The 20,024-nt window shown below is 61.1% G+C and carries 14 protein-coding genes and 1 CRISPR repeat array; of the genes, 3 read left to right on the forward strand and 11 right to left on the reverse strand.

What is annotated here, in order from left to right; translation table 11 throughout:
- A partial coding sequence (locus K5845_RS20450; protein WP_287959895.1) for a hypothetical protein occupies nucleotides 1–386 on the forward strand: 386 nt, incomplete at its 5' end.
- Nucleotides 387–690: 304 nt separating this feature from the next.
- A CRISPR array of direct repeats spans nucleotides 691–2,366; the repeat unit is 29 nt; unit sequence GGGTCGATCTCCGCGTGGGCGGAGGAGCC.
- 48 nt (nucleotides 2,367–2,414) lie between these two features.
- Here K5845_RS20450 and cas2e read toward each other — a convergent pair.
- The 8 genes from cas2e to cas3 are packed head-to-tail and all read right to left on the reverse strand — an operon-like array spanning nucleotide 2,415 to nucleotide 11,440.
- The gene (gene cas2e / locus K5845_RS20455; RefSeq protein WP_046478311.1) at nucleotides 2,415–2,720 is read right to left on the reverse strand and encodes a type I-E CRISPR-associated endoribonuclease Cas2e; all 306 of its coding nucleotides are present in this window, start codon (nucleotides 2,718–2,720) and stop codon (nucleotides 2,415–2,417) included.
- 2 nt (nucleotides 2,721–2,722) lie between these two features.
- Nucleotides 2,723–3,685, reverse strand: a complete 963-nt coding sequence (gene cas1e / locus K5845_RS20460) for a type I-E CRISPR-associated endonuclease Cas1e (RefSeq protein WP_082101180.1) — start codon at nucleotides 3,683–3,685, stop codon at nucleotides 2,723–2,725.
- Between the two features lie 4 nt (nucleotides 3,686–3,689).
- Nucleotides 3,690–4,526 (reverse strand): type I-E CRISPR-associated protein Cas6/Cse3/CasE, encoded by an 837-nt coding sequence (locus K5845_RS20465; protein WP_046478310.1) that lies wholly within the window; start codon nucleotides 4,524–4,526, stop codon nucleotides 3,690–3,692.
- On the reverse strand, nucleotides 4,523–5,332 hold the full coding sequence (gene cas5e / locus K5845_RS20470; RefSeq protein ID WP_287959896.1) for a type I-E CRISPR-associated protein Cas5/CasD: 810 nt from the start codon (nucleotides 5,330–5,332) through the stop codon (nucleotides 4,523–4,525). Before cas5e ends, K5845_RS20465 begins: the two co-directional genes overlap by 4 nt.
- Entirely contained in the window at nucleotides 5,329–6,546 is a 1,218-nt protein-coding gene (cas7e, locus tag K5845_RS20475) for a type I-E CRISPR-associated protein Cas7/Cse4/CasC (protein WP_287959897.1), read from the reverse strand. The genes cas5e and cas7e overlap by 4 nt, the downstream gene beginning before the upstream one ends.
- Nucleotides 6,543–7,187, reverse strand: coding sequence for a type I-E CRISPR-associated protein Cse2/CasB (locus tag K5845_RS20480; RefSeq protein WP_052744019.1), 645 nt, complete (start codon nucleotides 7,185–7,187; stop codon nucleotides 6,543–6,545). The genes cas7e and K5845_RS20480 overlap by 4 nt, the downstream gene beginning before the upstream one ends.
- Nucleotides 7,177–8,838 carry a hypothetical protein gene (locus K5845_RS20485; protein WP_076605317.1) on the reverse strand — a complete coding sequence of 554 codons (1,662 nt, stop codon included), beginning with the start codon at nucleotides 8,836–8,838 and terminating at the stop codon, nucleotides 7,177–7,179. Before K5845_RS20485 ends, K5845_RS20480 begins: the two co-directional genes overlap by 11 nt.
- Nucleotides 8,789–11,440, reverse strand: a complete 2,652-nt coding sequence (gene cas3, locus K5845_RS20490; protein WP_287959898.1) for a CRISPR-associated helicase Cas3' — start codon at nucleotides 11,438–11,440, stop codon at nucleotides 8,789–8,791. The genes K5845_RS20485 and cas3 overlap by 50 nt, the downstream gene beginning before the upstream one ends.
- Before the next feature lie 446 nt (nucleotides 11,441–11,886).
- Between cas3 and K5845_RS20495 the strand changes: the two genes are divergently transcribed.
- Nucleotides 11,887–13,713, forward strand: a complete 1,827-nt coding sequence (locus K5845_RS20495) for an ATP-binding response regulator (protein WP_052744021.1) — start codon at nucleotides 11,887–11,889, stop codon at nucleotides 13,711–13,713.
- Here K5845_RS20495 and K5845_RS20500 read toward each other — a convergent pair.
- Together K5845_RS20500 and K5845_RS20505 are read right to left on the reverse strand one after the other, a co-directional pair.
- Entirely contained in the window at nucleotides 13,629–14,252 is a 624-nt protein-coding gene (locus tag K5845_RS20500; RefSeq protein ID WP_046480281.1) for a LuxR C-terminal-related transcriptional regulator, read from the reverse strand. The two genes, K5845_RS20495 and K5845_RS20500, sit on opposite strands and share 85 nt — an antisense overlap.
- 61 nt (nucleotides 14,253–14,313) lie before the next feature.
- Nucleotides 14,314–14,895, reverse strand: coding sequence for a LuxR C-terminal-related transcriptional regulator (locus tag K5845_RS20505; protein ID WP_052744022.1), 582 nt, complete (start codon nucleotides 14,893–14,895; stop codon nucleotides 14,314–14,316).
- Between the two features lie 314 nt (nucleotides 14,896–15,209).
- On the opposite strand from K5845_RS20505, the gene K5845_RS20510 reads away from it, so the two are divergent.
- Nucleotides 15,210–19,340: an autotransporter domain-containing protein gene (locus tag K5845_RS20510; RefSeq protein WP_287959899.1), complete on the forward strand. Its 4,131-nt coding sequence runs from the start codon at nucleotides 15,210–15,212 to the stop codon at nucleotides 19,338–19,340.
- Nucleotides 19,341–19,476: 136 nt separating this feature from the next.
- Here the strand turns inward: K5845_RS20510 and K5845_RS20515 are convergent, their stop codons facing one another.
- Nucleotides 19,477–19,692 carry a hypothetical protein gene (locus tag K5845_RS20515; protein WP_287959900.1) on the reverse strand — a complete coding sequence of 72 codons (216 nt, stop codon included), beginning with the start codon at nucleotides 19,690–19,692 and terminating at the stop codon, nucleotides 19,477–19,479.
- Nucleotides 19,693–20,024 lie beyond the last annotated feature (332 nt).

Consider the following 20,024-nt stretch of genomic DNA (forward strand, 5'->3'; position numbering starts at 1 on the left):
ATATCACGCGCGCCCTCATGGGTTGGGGCCTCGCCACCAAGCACGACCTCACGGAAACCATCAACGATATGCGCACAGAGCGCGCCGCGAAGGCGGCCGCGCGGAAGGTGCCGCCCATCCTCCCCGCCCTTTCCATTCCGGCAGTGCCCCACACGCGCACAGCACTTTCGACCGCACGCACCGGATTGGGGAGGCCCCAGAAGCCGCATTCACGACCACCCCGAAACGCCATCAAGGACCACCTCGACAGCCTCATCCGTGCACAGACCGACCGAGCGGTCATTGACCGACACCGCAGGCTCATAAGCCAGCAGCGCAAGCGGATGTCATGGACTTACGTCAACCTTACCAATGCATCGGATACGGCATCACGCGGCCGCGCCTAGTGAGCCGTCAACTATTGTCCCAAACCACACCGACCCATTTTGCTTAATCGACAGCTCTTCAATACACGGCCGACATCATCATCCGAGCGACCACCGCTATCGGTGACTTCTTGTGTGCCAAGAAAGCAGAAAATTCTCCAGCTCATCGATCTGTTTAGAGATCGGCGAACTGCCATGACTGCTCCACTCCCTTGAGCAGTCATGGAATAGCGCTTGGCAGCGCTATCCCGGAGGACCTTGACTCGCGTCATCTCCGCTTAGACGGAGGAGCCCACCCTTGTTGAGCGCTTCTAGCTCCGCAGGCGGGTCGATCTCCGCGTGGGCGGAGGAGCCATGTGTTGTACCTTCGTGCATATGAAAATATTGGGTCGATCTCCGCGTGGGCGGAGGAGCCGAGATGCCAGAACCGCACCGGTCCGTCAGCGTGGGTCGATCTCCGCGTGGGCGGAGGAGCCCTTCCGGCGACCTATGTGATACTTAGGGATAAGGGTCGATCTCCGCGTGGGCGGAGGAGCCATGCGGCAGCGGCGCGAAATGGAAGCCGAACAGGGTCGATCTCCGCGTGGGCGGAGGAGCCATCCTCCGCCGCGCAGAGAAGCGAGGCAAGACGGGTCGATCTCCGCGTGGGCGGAGGAGCCTTCGACTATCACTTTCAAATATCCGACGAGATGGGTCGATCTCCGCGTGGGCGGAGGAGCCGATTAACCCCTCCGGCCCCGCCGGTTCACACCGGGTCGATCTCCGCGTGGGCGGAGGAGCCGAGATCTGCCAGAGCGCGTAATGCGCCAATACGGGTCGATCTCCGCGTGGGCGGAGGAGCCTGGGGACAGCCTATCAACGATGGAGGCTTCCCGGGTCGATCTCCGCGTGGGCGGAGGAGCCGGCAGCAAGAGGCTCAAGACTGTTCGTGACGGGGGTCGATCTCCGCGTGGGCGGAGGAGCCGTGCGAGAGACATACGCGGGGAAATTAGGTATGGGTCGATCTCCGCGTGGGCGGAGGAGCCGGTGGAGCGGGAAAAGCTGCCCGTTGATCGTGGGGTCGATCTCCGCGTGGGCGGAGGAGCCCCCTGGTAATGATGCTTGATGCCTCATGGAAAGGGTCGATCTCCGCGTGGGCGGAGGAGCCGAAGCAGCAACGGTTATTGCAAGTGTCGGTGTGGGTCGATCTCCGCGTGGGCGGAGGAGCCTTTTTATGCCGTAACGGCTCTTATGGGGTGATGGGTCGATCTCCGCGTGGGCGGAGGAGCCACCTCCTCCTTTAGCGCCGAACGTCCATTTCCGGGTCGATCTCCGCGTGGGCGGAGGAGCTCTGAGCATCTCATAGGATGCGCCGTTACCGCCGGGTCGATCTCCGCGTGGGCGGAGGAGCCGCAGCGAGCCTACACGGCTACCTCCGCACTACGGGTCGATCTCCGCGTGGGCGGAGGAGCCGCGGACGCGGCGCGCCTTGGTCATTGCCCGGCGGGTCGATCTCCGCGTGGGCGGAGGAGCCAAAGGCCGCTTTATCCCGTCTAATCCAAAGAGGGGTCGATCTCCGCGTGGGCGGAGGAGCCCGGGCGGATGGCATCAAGCTATTGGGTATCCAGGGTCGATCTCCGCGTGGGCGGAGGAGCCCGAAGTTCTTTGAATGTTGGATCATCAGCGATGGGTCGATCTCCGCGTGGGCGGAGGAGCCTTTCTCGTTGCTTCTGCGTGCGCTGCGAGCTGGGGTCGATCTCCGCGTGGGCGGAGGAGCCCGACTATCGATTATGGATCTGAACTGTCAATTGGGTCGATCTCCGCGTGGGCGGAGGAGCCACTTGAATCCGACCTCGGCGAGCCAGTCTTCAGGGTCGATCTCCGCGTGGGCGGAGGAGCCTCGGCAACGTAATGCCGAATGCGTCGATTGAGGGGTCGATCTCCGCGTGGGCGGAGGAGCCACAACATCACCGCTGTTTGAACAACGCTTTGCGGGTCGATCTCCGCGTGGGCGGAGGAGCCTCTTGCACGCAAGAGATTGATATCTTTACAGATGTCAAAGAACACGCGTCAAGTGGCGCGAAACGGCCGGCGAACGAGCAGGGCACCTTCGTGCTCGATGATGTCCTTCGGCGGCTCACCAAGCGTTTTGATCTGAAGCCCACCTGGCGCCGACGTATCGCGCCAGATCATCACGATACTGCCCGACTGCAGGCTGGCGTGCCAGTCCTCCAGAACGCTCCACGCGCGTTCCCGTACACCCTTCGTCAAGTGTGGACCGACGTAGACGCCCGGCGAGGCCTCCAGCATGATCGAGCCCAGAAAGCCGCGATAGCGCATCTCGACATCGCGCGTGACGACAATGCACAGCGGCATGCTCAAGCCTCCCTCCGTTCGGGATCGGGAGGCGAACCCTTCGAGGGCTCGGTAACGGGCTTCGGCTCCGACGCCGGCTCAGGTCGCGAGATGTCGCCCGAAAGCGGCGGGGCCAGGATCGCCTTGATGTGATTGATCAGCCGAGCCACGGTCTGGTCTTTGTTGAACGTCTCAGCGGCACGCCGTCGGACAAGCCGCTCGAGGTTCTCGTCGCGTTCTTGCAAGGCCTGCTTTGCCGCACCGAACGCGATCGGCAGAGTCACGTCGTGGCGGACGAGGTCAGCGATGTCGAGAATGAACGACTGGCCGCTGTCCTCGTGCACGAAGCCGATCTGCGGGATCGTTGCTGTCGACGCGACCGCGATCGCAGCGGCAGCCTCCACCGCGCTTGCCGCATGGTTGATCGCCTGGTTCGCGATGTCGGTTGCATTCGGGTTGGCGCGGTCATACCGGCGCCCTTTCCATGGGACGCCGTAGCGCTGCGCGGTCAGTTCGTAGAGGCGTTTCAGGCGTGCGCCTTCCATGCCGCGCAACATTTCTATCGTGCGCGCCTTCACCTCCTCGCCGAAGCGGATCGTGTACATCTGGCGGGCGACGGCGACGCGCTCCTTCGGGTCGGCCCAGAAGGTGACCTGACGGCGTGCGAGGGCGGAAGAGTCGGGAAGCAGCGGCGGTGCGGTGTAGAAGCGGACGCCGCCCTGGCCGATGGCCGCGAGTGCGCAGCCGTGGGCGGAGAGGATACGGAGTGCGTCATGGGTCACGGACGAGCCGGGGCCGAGCAGGATGATCGAAACGGACTGGTGCGGGAGCTGGTAGTCGCCGGCATCGAGTGCGCCACCGCCGGCGCAGACGAACCGCAGGCAGCCATCCTCGACCTCGAGCCGGCCGCGTTCAAGAAATACGCACCCGTGCCGGTCGGCATGCGGAATTCGGGCCTTTTCGAGACCGAGGCGTCCGAGCAGCATGGGACTACCTCCGTCTGGGCGGGCGCAGGAGCAGCATGCCGAAGCCGAACGACAAATGCCGGCCGATGCCGCGGGCGAGGAGGGCGTGGAAGCGCTCGGGGTCGGTGACGCTGAGTTCGCCGTGGAAGGTGGCGTCTGGGCCTTCGACGGATGCGCCGCCGCGGGAGACACGGGAGCGCTGAAAGGCCGTGAGGTCGGTGTGCTCGTGGTCGACTTCGGCGGCTCCGTCGAGGCGGGCTGCGAGCCAATCGCGGTAAACCGTGGGACGGTCGCGGCCGGCAATCATCATGCCCGAGGCAGTCGGCGTGCCATCGACGAGGCGTGTGCGGCCGTCCGGATGGTTCCGCTGCGCTTCGAGTAGAAAGACGTCCACTTCGGAGCCAGGCTTGTAGGCGGGCCGTTTCGGGTTCGGGTTGGGCAGTTCGGTGCGGATGCGCGAGACAGGGCGGACACGGACATCGAATGCGAGACGTTTGCCTTCGGTCCAGGTCTCGGGCATTGGCTTGGTGTCGAGATCGACAAGCCTCAGGATGTGATCCGCGGCAAACTCGGGCACCGCTGTTTCAGCGGCGATCGCGAGAAGCTCGTCCTTAGGCCATGCCGTGTAGGCGTAGATGGTCCCCAGATCCTTATGGCGCGGCACCATGAGGCGGAACGGCTTGAGCGCGTTGGGGCCGAACGTTTCGTCCAGTACGTGGTGCAAGGCCCGGCCGGGATCGAAGCCGGCATCGGCCTCTCGGCCGTCACGCCGTTTGCGGGGTATCCAGTCGCGGTCGCCAGCGTAGCGGGCCAAGGCTGAGAGCCGGATCGGCACGCGCGCGAAATGAAGCGGGCTGCTCATGTGGCCACCTCGCCATCTGCTGTAGGTGGCGGCGCGGGCGGCGCTAAGCGACCTTCGATCACGCGGCGCGTGCCGCCGTGAAGCCCGGAGATCCAGTTGCGGCGGTCGTGGATGGCAAGGCCCCGGTCGACTCCTGCGCCCTGGTCGGGGCCGTCGCCGGCTGGCCATTGCGCGCGCAGGTCACCGGTCTTACGCGGCTCTCGTTTGCTTAGGTCCATCAGCGCGGGCAGTTTGAGGAGCGCATCGTGGGCGGTTTCTGCTTCGATCAGTCCGGCGTTCAGCGGCCACGCAGGCAGGCAGGGCTTGCGGCCGATGAACAGCGGGCGCTCGGGACGGTCTAGGGCAGCGGCGAGATCGTCGAGAGTGGGATGGTGGCGGCCGGCGGGGAGGGCATGGTCCGGTGGCAGGTGCAGGGTGAGGACGACCGCGACAAGCGCATCGGGGTGGTAATCACGGAAGCGGCGATGTGGACCGCCGTAGCTTCCGCCATCGCGGCCTTCAGGCGTTCCACGGGTGGTCCATCCCTTGTCGCTTTTTTGCATATGCACGTTTTGGACGTCGGTCAGGACGCCATGATAGGGCTCATCCTCGCGCCGCGATGCGAAGACGATGCGGTCCTGTAGCGCCTGATGTGCTTCGCACTCGATACGCTCATAGCCGAGCGCGTTCGCGAACAGCCCGGTCAGCATGGACAGCGCCGGGAAGTCCCAGGTGACGCCGTAATTGTCGATGGCAACCGCACCAAACGAGAGCAGCGGCGCCTCGAGCCGCAGGACGAGCCAGCGGCGGGCGGGGCTCATGCTCATCGCGTCGCCTCACCGTTGAGGACCGCAGCCTTCGCCCATTCGGCGATTTCGCGCAATGAGCCGCGCGGGGCCGACCGGAACACGTCTTCGTTCATGGGGTGCAGGGTGCGGCGGGCTTCTCCGGTCTCGTACAGCCGATCCATGGTGGCCAGGTGTTCCGCGCTTGCCTTCAAGGCCGCGTACAGGTCGGCCCTGACCGGCGTGCGGAATGCCGCGGAAAGGCTTCGCGGCTGACGGTCGCCGGCCTCGACCAGCACCATCTCGGCCCGGCCATAGGGAGCGGTCGAGCCGAGCTTGGCGCCGGGCGAAACCTCGGCGATGAGGTAGATGAGGTTATGCACGACTTCGGCCGCCATGGTGCGGTCGGCGCTGGTCCACTCGGGACGCTCGCAGCCGGTGAGATTGGAAACGAGGCCGGGGACATCGACGACGGCGTAGCCGTAGAACAGGCCGGACATGAGTTCGGTTTCCTGGATGGTGTCGGCGCCGGAATCGTCCTCGTCGCGCTTGAGGTCGTCGACAGCTGTGAAGTAATCGCTTTCGGTTTCCTCCTCATGCACGGTGAAGGCGTGCGCGACGTGAATCGGCGCCTCGATGTTGGCGGCCGGGTCGGACGTCACCATGCGGCCGAACAGTGCGGCGGGGAGGCCTGCATTCAAGGCATTCTGTTCGCGCAGAGTGGAGAGATTGTTTTTCTTGTCACTAACCCACGGCTTTAAGATGCCGTCAGCGTCCTTCAAAGCCTGAGCAACAGCCTTCTTATCCGTTGCATCGGAGTTGGGAGCGCTCAGCGCCGCCTCGATTTGTGGCGCTAGCGAATCTGCCTCTTTCGCCAACCAGCGTAACTCCGGCGCGCCCAAGAGCAGCGTTTGACGAGACTTCTTGTCGGTGCCCTTGTCGCCGTAGACGTGTTTCTGGAAGGTGTCGTTCAAAACAGCCAGCGTCAATGGCTTGTAGCTTGCTGAAAGCGGCTCGAGGACCTTGAGCGTAACGAGTTCACGTGAGCGAAAGGCGTCCTCCGCACCAGCGATTTTCAGCAGTGCATGCGGGTCGTCCGCCAAGCGCCAGTGCCTTTTGAGGCATTGGCTGGAGACGCGCGTGCGCATGGCGCCGCCGTACTTGATGCGCTTCGCCAGTCCGCTGTCGTCGCGGTTCAAGAGGGCGGCGGAATAGGAATGCAGAGTATGGATTTGAAGAAAACGGGAGGTGGTCATGCGGCATCTCCGGTGGCGTCAACTTTGTTGGACTGGTCATCATTTCGGCCAGCTCGATCGAGGCGGGCGTAGTAGTCGCGCGCGAGCTTGCGCGCGTGTGCCGGATTGTCGGGATCGAGCAGGAAGTAAGCTAGATCGGTGCAGTTGACCTGGGCGCCAGGTGGTTTCTTCGCGGCGAGTGCGCGGGCGGCACGTTCCATCAATTCGGCGCGCATTGGGCCGCGGGCGGCCAGCAGGCGGGCGAAGCGCAGTTCCGACAGCATCGGGCGTGGCTTTGACCCCGGGGGTAGTTCACCAGGCCAGTTTAGATCGGCGCCGTCGCAGAGCGCCTGGCCGAGGCCGCGCCAGCCGTTGTCCTTCGTGGCGGGCGCATGCGGTGAGCGCTTTCCCTCGGGCTGCCCCTTGTCAGTGAGGATCGCCATGATCTGGACGATGCGCGCCCACGTCGCGAGCCGGTCCCCCGTTCCGAAACCGTGTCGCGACGCGAGCCGCCAGAAATAGGGCGCGCCGTGCGCGTTACCGTCGAGCGACATGCGCCTCATGTCAGCGAGCGCACCAGGGTCGAGATCGGCCAGGGTCCGGCCAAAGGCGAAAATTGTGTCACCCGTCTTCGACCGGCTTTCCTGAGCTTCAGGCTGCATGGGCCACCTCCGTGTCATTGCGCTTGTCGAACAAGCCGGGGAAGCCAACGGAGCCACCTGCTTTCGTCTCTCGATCGCTTCGGATTTGAGCTTCAAACCAACGTCGCGCACGGGCTTCGGCGCGCGGGCGGTGGATCGACGGGCACGGGATGTCGGCGAGCCCCTCTTCGAGAAGGTCGCGAGTGGCATCGATCAGCGGCAGCAAGAACGCGCGACGGGCGTCTTCCACGGCTTCCGATGAGCCTTGATCCTGCGCTTCGAAGCGGGCCCAAAGCGCTCTGAAAAAGGCGCGATCCGCAACGACATCAAGGCGGTCTCGGTAGGGTTGGGCGCGTTTGCGTTGCCGTTCGCCCTCCTTCTTGCGCCGGTCCTTGGGAACGTCACGCCAATAGACGCCGCTACGTCCAAAGACGCCGATAGCACCCGCGAGCGCGTCGTCGATCTTCTTGATCTCACTGATCTGTTCGGTTGCGAGTTGGTGGAGTTCTCGACGTTGTGCGCCCAGGCGGCGCGCCGTGCGTCCATCGAGCGGGATGGTCCGGGACTTGAAACCCCCAGTCACCGTATTTCCGCGCGCAATCGCTGCGAATGCGAGCAACCAGTTCGGTGTCGTGTCAAGTTCGTCTGCACCCAATTCGGCAAGGGGAGGTAACTGCCACTCACCAGATAATGTGAGCTCCACAATGCGCCGGTAGTGAAAGTTGCCCCTTTCAGTGATCGATAGCGCTTTACTTTCGACTGGATGCACCGGAGCCCAAGGATCGGCTATGTTGCCATTGAGATGTTTGGCCCTGACGCGCTCGGCAGATGAGTTTCCCACCTTGGCGAACAATCGAGATGCAGAGTCTTCGAGGCGGACTCGTCTGCAAACCTCGATGAACCAGATGTCGAGATCCTCGAGTGCAAGTTGCTCGCCCTCGGGCCAGGGCACAGCCCAAGTAAGAGCAATACCGTACGTTTCTCGATATGGGATTGCTGTTTGCTCCAGGATGCTTTCGCGGCGCCTTAGAAGCTGCGTTAGGTCACGTTTCAGGCGGCGGCCGTACCGAACACTCGGCTCTCCAACGGTTTGCGACATCGGGGCAAGCGACAGCAGCACGCGGCTCGATGAGCCCCCGTTCATTCGCGCTATGCCGTAATTCTTTGGGCCGCCGTAACCCTCCATGGTTTGCAAGCTGACTAGGGCAAACATCCAGTCATCGTCATAAGCAGCTTGCGCCACTTCCTGCTTGAGATCGTGGTTGCGCGAGGTGATCAGCATGTCGAGCGCATCGGGCGCGAGTACCGCATCATCCTTCAGCGTAACACCCTCAGGCACCGGCGGCTGCAGAAAAGCCGGCTTCGACCAGTCCTCGACGACGAGGCTCCACGGCTCATCGTTGGGAAACTCCGCCCGCGTCAGACAGCCGATGATGTCTTGCCAAGCCGCGTCGTCGTCCGGCGGCGCGTCCAGCCCCGCGCGATGACAGGCAATGGCACCAAGTTGAGCCAGGAACAAGTGCCAGGCCGGCTCCTGATGCGCGCGCAGGGCCGGAAAACTCTCTACGCGATCGGCCATCAGCGCAGCGTAGACGTCGGGTAGGGACCCCGTCTGTTGCCCCTCAGTCGTCTCGAACCGGATCAGCGATTCCGTCAGCAGATTGTGAGCCATTATCCCCGTCCCTCTGGCGTGCCAGTCCGTACCGATCATACCGGAACGCGGCATCTCCAATGGAGAGTACGATAGCATTGCAGTTCTTTGAATGTTCTAGCGGTGCGTCCTCCCCAGAAATTTCGCGGCACCATCGGCCGGGGAGGACGAGTTCGGTAACTGGCTCGCCGAACGGGCCGACAGGAACTTGCTCTGCGAGGAGCAGCCGGACGTTGTCTTCGCCAAGCCGCGTGCGGATCTTCTGTTCCGCGCCGTCAGGAAAGGCGCACTTTTCGAACGGCTTTGTGCGATCGATGAGGACGCCGCTTGCGGCAAGCCAGTCGCCAAGCTCGCTGCCAACCACGTCGTCTCGATAGGCCGACCAGGCTGGGCCGAGTTCTTCATGCAGAGCCTTGATCTGCTGGGGATGCAGCGCGCTTTCGACCAATGGCCGGTTCATCTCCGGGATTGTCCAGACCGGGTCGCCTTCTACGAGCCGCCGGGTCAGTTCCAGCACCGAAAGATCGCGGTACACGCCTTGCAGCCCTCCCGCGGCACGCCACGCACCGAGACCGTTCTCAAAGGCGGGCTTCAGCAACAGCGCAAGCCCGCCCTCCGGCACCATGACGATGCAGCGCGGCTCTTCAAAGCCAGCGGGCCGGGCAAGCTTGTGACGATGCAGTCGGCCGATGCGCTGTAGCAGGACGTCGATCGGGCAGAGGTCGGTGATGAGGAGGTCAGAGTCGATATCGAGGCTTTGTTCAAGCGTCTGCGTCCCGATGACGATGCGGCCCTCGGGCGCCCGATGCTTGTCCGTGTTCAAAGCGGCTTCGACGGCCTGATCGAGGAGCTTGCGGTCGGTTGGTGCGAACCGGCTGTGATGCAGCGTCGAAACATTGCCAACCCGAAACAGCAATCCGTGATCCACGGGCTCGGCGAGTGCTTCAAGTGCCGACAGTGTCTCGATCGCGCGATCCACCGTGTTGCGGATGACGAGGACACGCGCCCCCCGGCGCGCAGCGGTCAGCGCACGCTCGGCTGTCGCCTCGGCGGCCATGGTCACCAGCGTTTCCATGGCGACGTGCTTGGAGTTGTAGGGCGGTGCCTCGGGTGATTGGGCCGTGTCTGTCTCCGAGGTCCATAAAGCTGGATAGGGTATGGCGCAGGCGGCTGCAAAATCGGGCGCGGAGTGTCCGAGCCACTTGGCCCGTGCCGTCGAACCGAGTGTTGCCGACATCAGCATCGCATAGCCGCCTACAGCGACATGGCTGTCAAGCAGCGCCTTTTGCACAGAGGTCATGTAGGCGTCACTGGCATGCACTTCATCGATCACGAGGAGGCTGCGCGACAGGCTGGCGGCACGCAGGTGAGCATGCTTGACCGTCAGCGCGCCCATCATGACCTGGTCGACGGTCCCGACCGCAATCTGCGCGGCGAGATAGCGCTTCGAATGCTCAGCAGCCCACCGAGCATGCTGCTTTTCCGGCTCACCACGCGCGGCATCATCCCAAAGCACGCGCCAGTGTGGCAGCGCCGTTCCCTCAACATCGCCCGCCTTGATGTAGCCAGGCACGGCGAGTACCGGCTGAGGCGTGTCTTTTCCGAAAACCCGCTTGGCAGCGTTGACGATCCGGGCATGCAACTGGACAGCGGCCGCGCGCGTCGGCACCGCGAAGTAAAGTCCGTCGACGCGGCCTGCCTCAAACAGCCGCACATAGTGCCAAAGCGCAGCTTCCGTTTTGCCGGACCCGGTCTCCGCTTCAAGTATTACGGCCCGCGCGTTCAAATCGATCTCGCCGACAAGCGCTTGTTGCGGATTGGGTGACGAGAAACCTGTCAGGTCACTAAAGCAGATGGCCGAGTTGCGGGCGTTACGCTGGCGCAAAGCATCCAGCCCGACCGCAATACACGCCCTTTCGGCTCCTTTTTGTGCCGTCTCGATGTAAGTCCCGTCTAGTTGCGCCATGTGCGGAAACCATTGGGCCGACGAGCCAAGCCAATCGGCCAGCGTCGTCAGACCGCATATGAGATGCTCGAACTGACCGTTATCGCAAGGCAGTTCCGTGCCGCCATGCTCAAATGCCGCCGGAAACCATTGGCACATGATGCGGCCCATCTCTTGCCCTACCGCTTCGAGATCATAGGGTCCTCTAGACCGCCAACACTGCTTCGCGTCGCTGAGGTTGCGGACTTGGTTTCGTGCCGGGCGACCATGGTGCGATATGACGGCGCGTAGCAGGCTTTCAGCGATACCCCATCCGACGAGTGAGTCGATGTGGAGTGAGCGCGCGAGTGGCAGGTTGGCGACGCCGTCGTTGGCTAGAAAAATTTCTAGCCCCTCGTGGACATGACCATGGGGATTGACGCCCCAGCTTTCACCAGGCCAGCCGCGCGCTTGAAAGCCTGGATGCAATTTACCCGCGTCGTGCAGAAAGACGAGAGCTGTCAGCCGCTCAAGTTGGATGTCAGTGATAGCATCTCCGGCTGCCTGCTCCAGCCTGGCGCTGAATGCCGGCAGCATGACCAGTCTGCGAAAGATCGCCGCTACATCAGCGCAATGGTGAGCAAGGTGATGTCTCGTCCCAGCTGAAGCGTCAAACTTTCCCCAAGGAGCCCTCGTCATTGACCGCAATGTTCCAAACAATCGTTTCTCTAGTATTCAAGTATGATATCTGAAGCGCAAACTGCGCGACCGAAAGGATGCGTACGACGAGAGCGCCTGCTAAAGCGATGCCCTAGAATCCGGACGTCGTCGATATAACATTTGAGATAAGGGCGCTTTGCTTTGCCGATGGCGGCTATTATTGGGACGACACTGCCGTCGCAAGGCCGAGAAAGCGGACGGTGCTTGGTGCATCTTAAGCCGAATTGGGCGCCCTTCGGCACTATACCGATCACCGATCCATAGCCGACATATGTGCCACTTACGATGCAGTAGCCAAGCTTTCACTCGTTAGCCCATGGACAAAGAAGAACGAGAACTAGTATCGCAGGGATGATTGCCTCGATATCAAAGGTGTATGTTTGCGGCTCCGTGGATCCTATCGCCGCCGGTTATTGGGCTTTGTCATGGGCGTATCGAATTCACCTGATAACCAAGACAACGGACAAAGCGATTGGCAGCTCGACTATCTGTTCTCCATCGGCAGGGCCAGCTGGATTGTCCACTTATCCGTCTGTGCACTCACGTTCGTGGTGCTGATCCGTCGGGATGTCGGGTCATGGAGTCTGGTTTGGATCTCCGCGATGGCGGCACTCTCGCTCGCGCTCGCAGGCCTCAGTCATACCTATGCGAAAGGCTGGTTTCCCCGTGTCCCGCGCAGCGCTTTCGGGAAAGCTCATTCGGCAATCACAGCGGCTATCGGGCTCGTATGGGGTGCAGGGGCCTTTGCCTCTGCGGCTCAGGGAGAGTTGGATCTCAGCGTGCTTTATGCCCTGGCGCTTGGAGGGACCGCATTAGGCGCCGTCAGCTCCCAGCACGCTTTGCCACGCAGTTGTTTGCTGTCGATCTGGACGTCTGTCCCGCAGCTGGCCGCGTCGTTCCTCGTCTACGCGCAAAACCCTTCCATGTTTGCCATTGCAACAATGGTGCTGCTCTATGGGGTGACGCTCACAATCCTCATGCATCGCATGTTCGATTTTCTGTCCGATAATGTCGCGATTTCACGCGACCTTTCCCGCAAGAACGCCAAGCTTTTCGCGACCTCTGCCCAACTCAAGGAAGCGCATGATGCAAAGCTTCGCTTTCTGGCACAGGCCAGTCACGACCTGCGCCAACCCATCCACGCAATTGGCCTCTTCGTCGAATGTCTGAGAGGGATGCGATTGGGAACGGACGCGTCGGAGATTTTGGCAAGCGTCAACCAGTCGGTCAGCTCGCTCTCTCGGCTCTGCCGCTCGTTACTTGATCTGTCCGCGATTGAAGCAGGTCAGGTCAAGCCCGAACCGGTGGACTTCGCCTTGAACGACATCCTTGGCGAAGTTGTGCGCCAGTCGCAGGAAAGCGCGAGGAAGAGTTCCGCCGAGCTGCGCTTTGTGTCCACGCGTCATTGGGTGCACGCTGATCCGGCGTTGTTGCAGGCTATGGTGCAAAATCTTGTCTCGAACGCCATTAAGTATGCACCGAACGCGAAGCTGCTCGTTGGCGTCAAGCGTCGCCAGGGGAAGCTGGCTCTTGCCGTTGTCGATCAAGGTTCGGGTATCCCGGAGGAGCGTTGCGAAAAGATTTTTGCCGAGTTCGAGCGGTTGGATGTCCACCGGGGTGGTCCGATCGAAGGGCTTGGACTTGGGCTTTCCATCGTTCGCAGGCTTGGGCACCTGATGGATCTCACTGTCCGCGTCCAGTCACGCGTCGGACATGGAACCACTTTCTGGATCGAGGAACTCATGCCGATTGCCAGTCGGAAAGTGGCTGCCGTGAAGCTCGCTCGCGACCATCACCGCGTTCTCGAAGGTTTGCGGGTACTTGTGATTGACGACGACCGCGCCGTGCGAAAAAGCACTGCGCAAGTGCTCGCCCGTTGGGGATGCTCGTCGCGGGCGACAGGCCGGATCGACAGTCTCAGAGCGGAGGTCGACAGCACGGATTTCATTCTATGCGATCAAGATCTCGGCGGAAGCACGACCGGGTTGGACCTTGTCACCCGTCTGCGCGCCGCGACGCCAAAGATAATCGGAGCCGCGATCATGACCGGTTCGGACAGCGAGCAGTTACGAGCCGACGCGGCGCGGGCAGGCATTGTTGTCCTGGCAAAGCCCGTGAACCCGTCGCAGCTCCGGTCGCTGCTGCTCTCGGCGGTGTCGGGCAAGTACTACAATAGTCCGAGTTCAGCTGCGACCCGCGCCGCGGCTGATCGGGTCGAAACCTCGAGCGAACGCAACACGGCGGACACGTGAATGCGTACCGTGTAAGGCGAAATATTGAGTTCCCGTCCGATCTCTTTGTTGGAGAGACCTGTACCAATCAAACGCAAGACCTCTCGTTGACGGTCCGACAGTCGCGCGAGCACATCAGACGGTAAGGGGCCGTTGGCGCTGATCGTGCTTTCGATGCGCACGATGATATCGCCTGCTAAGGCGTCGGAGACCGCCGCCGCCATATCCTGTCCCGAAACGGCCTTGCTGATGAATCCATCAGCTCCGGCTTTCATGACACCGTCGACCGTCTCGCTGTCGTCAGACATCGACACCACGACGAGCGAAGTTGTAGGAAAATCTGAGCGCAAGGTGCGAATACTGTCTTCCCCCTCGAAGCCTGGAAAGCAGAGGTCGAGAAGCATCAGAAAAGGAGGAGGACCGTTTCCCGCTTCCCGCAGCAGTTCGGCCGTCGTTCCGACTTCGATAATGTGCGCAGACGGGACGGCACGTTGCACGATGCGCCGCATACCCTCTCGAAAAACAGGGTGGTCGTCAGCGATGAGAATCCGGTCTGACATGGGCTGAACGTCGCGTTGAATTGCAGCTGTGATCACGTTGAACAGAGAATTTTCGAGAAACCTATAGTCTCAATCCACTTGCCGCGGCCACAGCTGCCGTCCGCGAATTGACGCCCAACAGTCTAAAGAGGGAAGAGATATGCACACGCACAGTATAGTGGGAAATACCCAGGGCCAGTGCAATTTCCTTGTTCGTTCGCCCCAGAGCAAGCTGCTCCAGGATCTGGCGTTGGCGCGGAGATAACTCGGAAAGTTCGACACGGCCAACGGGCTCGTCACCGAGCGTGGCAGTGAGCACTTCAACCATAACCTCCGGTTTCACCGACCTCGCGACACACCCATCTGCGCCATGCTCGATGATAGCTTTGATCTGGGCTTTTTGAGTGTCGGCGGCAATGACCAAAATCGCACTATCGGGACAGTGCTGACGCAATCGACTGATGGCGGCACAATATTCGTGACCGCAGAGGAGAAGATCCAAAACGAAGAGAGCTGGATGGTTTTCGGATGCGACCCTTAACATGGAGTCGAAATCGTCTGCTTCCAGCACGAATGCGTCGGTCACATAGCGCAAAACAAGACGACGCAACCCATCGCGAAAAAGCGGAATGCCGTCCGCGATAACAATCTTCCTCAAACTCATCCCGCCCCACCCCATTCAGTAAAGGTCCTAAAGCGGCGTAAAACGGCGGCCAATAGCACGCATGTGCTAGTCGAAATGGTTTGAGCCCGGAAACAAGGACGTAGATCCGAACAAAAGCGCTGGCGAATCAGGGGCTAAATCCGGATTCCTTAAAGGTCAATTAGCACGCCTAACCGAATTGCCGGTGTCGCCCCCGCGTTCCATTTTGCAGGGCAGCGACGGACGCAATCGGGGGAACACTGCCCCGCGCCCGTGATTTGACCGTGCGCAGACTGCTGATTGGGTTGCGCGGATTCTTTGAGGGGGCGCCTCGTATGGACCAGACCTGCCGGAACATCTGGTCACGAACCTTCGCAAGACTGATTGTGGCTCCCGAGTGCGCTAACGGCGATGAGGGCAAACCCGGTCGGCGGCACCGTTGGCGCACAACCGCGTTCACTGCTGCTCTCGTAGTAATCGGGGCGTCAGGGATCGCGGGAAAGGCATCAGCGCAGTCAGTAAATATTGACGGCGATTACGTGGTGACCGGTGGCGCAGGCGGCACTCAGCCAAATCCGTGGACCGTGGAGGACAGCGCCTACGTCGGTCGCGATAGCGAAGGCTCGATCACCATCGAGAACGGGGGCGCCGCGCATTTTGAAGAGAGGTTGACCGTCGGATCTGGGTCGACGGGAACGGTCACCGTCAGCGGTGATGGATCCGAACTGACTGGAGACCGTAATCTCTGGATCGGACTGGATAGCGATGGCACACTGACGATAGAGAACGGCGCCATCGTCGAATTCGGTGGTTATGTTAATTTTGGCTATGTGGGTTCATCGTCCGGGCTAGCGACCGTCACTGTTGACGGTGACGGATCCTCCCTTTCGACACTGTACGGCATCAACGTCGAGAGCAACTATAGCCCGTCGTCCAACAACAACTACACGCCTCATCCAGACCACATCACCACGTTCGACATCACAAGCGGCGCGACTGTGATGAGCAAGGACGCTGATATCGGAACGTCGTCCGAATCCTTCGCGGTTGTGACCATTTCCGGTAACGGATCGACGTGGACAGCCAGCCAACAATTCATGATCGGAGATTTCGGCACCGGAGTCCTCAACATACTGGACGGCGCCGTTGTGATGAGCGACCAGGACGCTGGTTCGTTCGGTTCACATGTGGGGACCAACAATGGCGGTCATGGCGAAGTACTCGTGGATGGTGCCGGCTCGAAATGGGTGAGCGGAAAGTTCCTTAAAATTGGCCGCACAGGCACCGGCATTCTAACCGTTGCCAATGGCGGCACGATCATAACCGAAGATGGGAACGGGACCGTCTTTCTAGGCGATGAATCCGTGAACGCCGTTGGCATTCTAAACATCGGCGCGGCCGCGGGCGACGATGCTGTCGCGCCCGGAACTCTGCAAGCCGGAAAGATCCAATTCGGTCTCGGTGATGGCCGCGTGGTCTTCAACCACACTCGGCCCGGCAATCCCTACTACGATTTCGCGACGCCGCTGATCGGAGCCGGCACCGTTCAGCATATTGCCGGCAGAACGAACCTTACTGGCGACAATAGCGGCTTCATCGGCGCCGTGGAGATGGAGGGTGGCGAACTCTATCTTGAGAATGCGTTCGGCGATGACAATGGTGGTGACAACGGCAGCAGCTTTATCGTATCCGGCGGCAACCTCCACATCGGTCTCTCGTCCGAAGTGTCGACGGCGGCGATTGAGGTGGGTGCAGACGGCGCATTCACCATGATGGGGTGGTCAACGCTCAATGTGACGGGTAGCGACGGCATCACCAATGCGGGTACGATGGAGCTTGCGGATGTCAACAGCGCCGGGACGGTGACCAACCTTGAGGGCGGCAGGATAAACATCGGCGGCATTTCAACTCTCAACGCGGCCGAGATTATCAACGAAGGACGTACGGTGGTGCTGTCGCACAGCATCTCTCCCACCGTCTTTGGCGGTCGTTCCGACGATACATTCGTCAATCGCGGAAGCGGCGTTTTACGGATCGGAAACAGTTGGCTGAGCGTCACCGGCACGTTGGAGAACTCATCATCGGGAAACCAAGCTGACGGTGAGGCTGGCATCGATATTGGCACGTTCGGTGATCTCAGGGTTGGTGAAACGTTCGACAACGCGGCCGGCGGCGTGGTCGTCAATCGCGGCGAACTGCGAGCAAAGGCATTCGTGAACCAGGCAGGCGCCACGCTCACCACTTCGAACTTGATGTCCGTTAGCGGGGGCGAGGGGCTCACCAACCAGGGCACCGTCAATGCCTCGGGAGAGCTGTTCGGCAAAATGTCCAACCAAGGCGGTGGCGTCTTCAATGTTACGGGCGACCTCGACAGCTATGACCCTCTGATCAGCGCGCCCTTCACCAACGAGGGTAACGCGGTTCTTAATGTCGCCGGGGGTAACTTCACGGGAGTTAGGAACCTCACCAACACATCGGCTGCTCAAGCCGGAATTTACGTCGCCGAGGAGCGGACGCTCAGCGTGGACAACCCGCTCAACAACTTTGGCGGGATCGTCAACAACGGCATCATCGAAGGCGGGATGAAAAATGAAGGCGCCGTGACCAACGCCGGAACCCTGGACGGCGGTCTAGTCAATGACGCAGGCACATTTACGAACACCGGCGTTGTCAACGATGGCGTGACCATCAACGGCGGCACGTTCATTACGCACGCAGCGGGCCAGACCACGGGCATTGTCAACAATGGCGAGCTTGTCTTCAATCAACTCGCAAACGGCGGATACGCCGGGTTGATCATCGGTACTGGTACGCTCGAAAAAAGAGGCGACGGAACGCTTGAGCTAACCGCTGACAATTCGGCCTTTTCCGGAGCAACCACGGTTTCCGAGGGCAAGCTCGTGATCAACACGGCACTTGGGGGCACCTTGACACTTGCCGGCGGGGTGCTCGGCGGCAACGGCCTACTCGATACGCTGAATATCGCCGCAGGTGGAATACTCGCTCCGGGAAACTCAGTCGGCACGACGAATGCCGTCAATTACAATTTCGCCCCAGGCTCGACCTATGAGATCGAACTCAACGACGGAGGAAATGTCGCGGGCGTCAACAATGACCTCGTCAACGCAACCGGAACGGTCACGATCAACGGTGCTGCCGCGCATGTAAAGCCTGAAAATGGCACGGATACCGGTGCCACTTACACGCCTGGAACAACGTACACAGTCGTCACTACGACGGGGGGCGTCACGGGCACCTTCGTTAATCTGACTGACGACTTCGCGTTTCTGAATTTTGCGCTGTCGTACGATGCCAACAATGTCTATCTGACGTCTCAGCTGGCGAACATGTGTCTTTCGGATTTCTCAGCCAACCAATGCGCAGTGGCGGACAGCCTATCCGGTTTGGGCTCTGGCGCGCTCTTCAACGCAGTGACGAACCTATCGAATGCCGAAGTCACAGGCGCCATGGATCAGCTTTCCGGCGAAGCCCATCCATCGATTTTGGCTAGCTTGATGGAAGAAAGCCGCTATATCCGCGACGCCGCAATCGATCGGCTGCGCAGTCTCTTCGGAGGCGTCGGAGCGCGGGTCGTATCAACTCCTGAGGCAGAGAACAATTCTGCGTCTCGCAACACTTCCAGCATCGAATACTGGGGGCAGCTGCTTGGTGCGTTCGGTAGGGCCGCGGGCGAAAGTGGAAAAGCTTCCGCAGACCGCTCGTCCGGCGGAATTTTTGCCGGCGCGGATGTTCCGGTCTCAAATAACATTCGAGCCGGGATCGTGGGTGGCTATGGACACACGCATGTTTCGGTCGATGACCTCGCATCCTCTGCGTCCTCTCAAAACTGGTCCGCGGGCGTGTACTCAGGTGGTGCGTGGGGGCCCCTCAATGTGCGGGCGGGCGGCGCATATACGTGGAACGACCTCGAAACGCGGCGCAGGATCGGCTTCACCGGATTTTCCGACAACCCGTCCGGAGATGCGAATGCCGCGACAGCCCAAGGCTTCGCCGAGAGCGCGTATCGGATCAGGACGCCGTGGGCTAACTACGAGCCCTATGCGGCGCTCGCCCATGTGCAATTGAACCGCGGAAAATTCACGGAGCAGGGAGGTGCTGCCGCGCTCACCGCCGCCAGTTCCCGCATGGACACCACCTTTACGACTCTTGGCCTACGCGCCGAGACATTCACGGCTTTCGGGACCAACACCAACATCCGCTTGAGCGGTGGCATCGGGTGGAGGCACGCCTTCGGTGACACCGTGGCGCAGGCGAAGATGGCCTTTGTGGGAGGCACGCCCTTTGCCGTTACCGGCGTTCCGATTGCCCAGGATGCCCTTGTGGTGGAACTCGGAGCTGACGGCGCATTGGGTGAAACGACTAACTTCGGCGTGCACTATCTCGGGCAGATCTCCGATGATGCCGACGATCACAGCTTCAGCGCAAGTTTGGCCGTGACATTCTAGCCTCAGCGCCGTCCGATTACTTCTAGTCATCCGGAAGATTGGAACACCGTTGTTGTCGAGAATGCTGAGAAGCATCTTTTTACACGATGCACTGATAAGCAGACGTAAGCGGTGATCGTCCAGCAGGAGCCAACCATCACGTCACCGATGGCCGCCAACCGGCGTCCGCACTGGGTCTGACATCGCCCGCGCCCCAACCGCGCAGATGGTGTTCCACCTGCATGGCGTCCGCACGCCAGAACGCCAGACCATTGCCGTAAAGGTGCCGTTCCACCTCATCCTGCCCGCCAAGGCGAATACCCAAGCGGTAATTGAGCACCGCCGACACCACCACCAGACCAAGGCTCCCCACGACGCGCGGAATTCACCGCGCCCCAGTGCCAGGCGACATTGGCAAGGCGCAGATCGCGACCATAGCCGGCAGGCAAGCGACACACGAGCTACGTCGTGCACGCGACTGCCATAGGGCGAACCATTCCTTACCCTTTAAAACACAGACAAATTCGTTTGACCGATTTGGAGGGCTCGCTCAGCGCAGCCTTCCGAAAAGAAAAATTGCGGAGGAAGACAACGCATGACCGTCAAGTCAGACATTGAGATCGCACGCGAAGCCAAGATGAAGCCGATCTCTCAGGTGGGCGAGAAGATCGCGGTGCCGGGTGACGCGCTGCTCAACTACGGACC

Source organism: Filomicrobium sp. (assembly GCF_025698805.1).
GTDB lineage: Bacteria > Pseudomonadota > Alphaproteobacteria > Rhizobiales > Hyphomicrobiaceae > Filomicrobium > Filomicrobium insigne.